The sequence below is a fragment of the Azospirillum sp. genome, from assembly GCF_050789165.1.
The window spans coordinates 1-2,857 of the sequence record NZ_JBOZRT010000004.1; the positions used below are offsets into that span (position 1 = coordinate 1).

The following is a 2,857-nucleotide window of genomic DNA, read 5'->3' on the forward strand; positions in this document are numbered from 1 at the left end:
ACCCGCGCTTCACCCGCACCGCCGCCAAGGCCGACGAGTACATCCGCTTCCGTCCCGGCACCGACGTGCCGCTGATCTGGGGCATCCTCTGGCACGTCTTCGAGAACGGCTGGGAGGACAAGGATTACATCGCCAAGCGCGTCTACGGCATGGACGAGATCCGCGCCGAAGTCGCCAAGTGGACGCCCGAGGAGGTGGAGAAGGTCACCGGCGTTCCGGGCAGCCAGGTGAAGCGCGTGGCGCGCACGCTGGCCTCGAACCGGCCGGGCACGCTGGTCTGGTGCATGGGCGGCACCCAGCACCACGTCGGCAACAACAACACCCGCGCCTACTGCGTGCTGCAGCTCGCCTTGGGCAACATCGGCGTGGCCGGTGGCGGCGCCAACATCTTCCGCGGCCACGACAACGTGCAGGGCGCCACCGACTTCGGCGTCACCTCCGACACGCTGCCCGGCTACTACGGTCTCGCCGAGGGGGCGTGGCGGCACTGGGCGCGCGTCTGGGACGTGCCGTACGACTATTTCCTCGGCCGCTTCAAGGACAAGAAGCTGATGGAGTCGTCGGGCATCACCGTGTCGCGGTGGTTCGACGGCGTCCTCGAGGCCAAGGAGAACATGGACCAGCCCGACAGCATCAAGGGCATGGTGTTCTGGGGCCACGCGCCGAACAGCCAGACCCGTCTGCCCGAGATGCAGAAGGCGATGGAGAAGCTGGACGTCCTGGTCGTCATCGACCCGTATCCGACCATGACGGCCGTGCTGCACAACCGGAAGGACGGCGTCTACCTGCTGCCCGCCGCCACGCAGCTGGAGACCGACGGCTCGCGCACCGCGTCCAACCGCTCTGTGCAGTGGAGCTTCAAGGTCATGGAGCCGCTGTTCGAGGCGAAGACCGACCACGAGATCATGTACCTGTTCGCCAAGAAATTCGGCTTTGCCGAGCCGATGTTCAAGGCGATCAAGGTCGACGGCAACGTCCCCTCCATCGAGGACCTCACGCGGGAATGGAACCGCGGCATGTGGGCGGTCGGCTACACCGGCCAGTCGCCGGAGCGCATGAAGCTGCACATGCAGCACCAGGCGACGTTCGACAGGACCACGCTGCGCGCCAACGGCGGACCTGCGGACGGCGACTTCTATGGCCTGCCCTGGCCGTGCTGGGGCACGCCGGAGATCAGGCATCCGGGCTCGGCCAACCTGTACGACAACTCGCTGCCGGTGGCCGAGGGCGGCGGCGCCTTCCGCGCCCGCTTCGGCGTCGAGCGCAACGGCGTCACGCTGCTGGCGGAGGGCGCCTATCCGGTCGGTTCGGAGATCAAGGACGGCTATCCCGAAGTCACCATGGCCATGCTTCAGAAGCTGGGCTGGGACAAGGACCTGACGGAAGCCGAGATGGCCGTCATTTCCAAGATCGGCGGCGACAAGATCGGCGCGGTCAGCTGGACCACCGACCTGTCCGGTGGCATCCAGCGCGTGGCGATCAAGCACGGCATCGCCCCGCCGGGCAACGCCAAGGCGCGCGCCATCGCCTGGAACTTCCCGGACCCGGTGCCGGTGCACCGCGAGCCGCTGTACACCAACCGCCGCGACCTCGTGGCCAGCTACCCGACCTACAAGGACACCAAGTCCTGGCGCCTGCCGACGCTCTACAAGTCGATCCAGGACCGCGACGTGTCGAAGGAGTTCCCGATCATCCTCACCTCCGGCCGTCTGGTCGAGTACGAGGGCGGCGGCGACGAGACCCGGTCGAACCCCTGGCTGGCCGAGCTGCAGCAGGACATGTTCGTCGAGATCAACCCGGCCGACGCCAACAACCTCGGCCTCAAGGACGGGCAGATGGTCTGGGTCGAGGGGCCGGAGCGCGGCAAGGTCAAGGTCAAGGCCATGGTGACCGAGCGAGTCGGCAAGGGCGTGGCCTTCATGCCCTTCCACTTCGGTGGCTGGTTCCAGGGCGAGGACCGGCGCGGGCGCTACCCGCAGGGTGCCGACCCCATCGTGCTGGGCGAGGCGGCGAACACCGCCACGACCTACGGCTACGACTCGGTCACCCAGATGCAAGAAACCAAGGTCACGCTGTGCCGGATCTCGGCGGCCTGAGGCAGGGAGAGCAAGACATGGCCCGCATGAAATTCCTGTGCGACGCGGACCGCTGCATCGAGTGCAACGCCTGCGTCACCGCCTGCAAGAACGAGCACGAGGTGCCCTGGGGCATCAACCGCCGCCGCGTCGTGACCATCAACGACGGCAAGCCGGGCGAGCGCTCCATCTCGGTGGCCTGCATGCACTGCTCCGACGCGCCGTGCAAGGCGGTGTGCCCGGTGGACTGCTTCTATCAGACCGCCGAGGGCATCGTCCTGCACAACAAGGACCTGTGTATCGGCTGCGGCTATTGCTTCTACGCCTGCCCGTTCGGCGCGCCGCAGTACCCGCAGGCCGGCAACTTCGGCACCCGCGGCAAGATGGACAAGTGCACCTTCTGCGCTGGTGGACCGGAGCCCGACAACTCCGAGGCCGAATACAAGAAGTACGGCCGCAACCGCATCGCCGAGGGCAAGCTGCCGCTGTGTGCGGAGATGTGCTCCACCAAGGCGCTGCTCGCCGGCGACGGCGACCGCGTGTCGGACATCTACCGCGAGCGCGTCGTGGCGCGCGGCTTCGGCTCCGGCGCCTGGGGCTGGGGCACGGCGTACCAGATGAAGTCGGGGTCGTAGTCCTCTCCTCCCTCCCCCACCCACGGTGGGGGAGGGCCGGGGTGGGGGCTGCGAGTCCGAGGGGGGAACACAATGACCACCAAGTCCATCACGCGCCTCCTGGTCGTCGGCGCCGCGCTGGCTGCGGCGGCGGGGCTGCTCGCCGGG

2 protein-coding genes are annotated in these 2,857 nt (G+C 67.9%); both read left to right on the forward strand.

Features of this window, described 5'->3' with window-relative positions:
- Window positions 1–2,096 (forward strand): formate dehydrogenase subunit alpha (locus ACRWK7_RS00115; RefSeq protein WP_431854127.1); only part of this gene is annotated, 2,096 nt, incomplete at its 5' end.
- Window positions 2,097–2,113: 17 nt separating this feature from the next.
- Window positions 2,114–2,710: a formate dehydrogenase FDH3 subunit beta gene (gene fdh3B, locus ACRWK7_RS00120; RefSeq protein ID WP_431854128.1), complete on the forward strand. Its 597-nt coding sequence runs from the start codon at window positions 2,114–2,116 to the stop codon at window positions 2,708–2,710.
- The last annotated feature ends 147 nt before the right edge of the window (window positions 2,711–2,857 follow it).

Bases quoted from the DNA above. Each gene is read 5' to 3' on its own strand.
- fdh3B (WP_431854128.1), top strand. From the start codon at position 2,114: ATGGCCCGCATGAAATTCCTGTGCGACGCGGACCGCTGCATCGAGTGC.